Genomic DNA, 240 nt, shown 5'->3' on the forward strand with positions numbered 1-240 from the left:
CTTTAATATCTTTAAAATGTAAACCTGTTGTTGGTTCATCTAAAACATACAAAGTTTTACCAGTCGATACTTTTGAAAGCTCTGTTGCTAATTTGATTCTCTGTGCTTCTCCACCTGAAAGTGTAGTTGCAGGTTGCCCTAATTTTATGTATCCTAAGCCAACATCGCATACAGCTTTTATTTTTCTTTTTATAGAAGGAATATTATCAAAAAATTCTAAAGCATCTTCAAATGTTAAAT

1 protein-coding gene is annotated in these 240 nt (G+C 30.8%); it reads right to left on the reverse strand.

All coding sequences use genetic code 11. The features are described 5' to 3' along the window. The coding region (locus tag N2712_08090) for a hypothetical protein (protein MCX8029937.1) at positions 1-240 on the reverse strand (240 nt) is incomplete at both ends.

The organism is Brevinematales bacterium, from assembly GCA_026415355.1.
GTDB lineage: Bacteria > Spirochaetota > Brevinematia > DTOW01 > DTOW01 > SKYB106.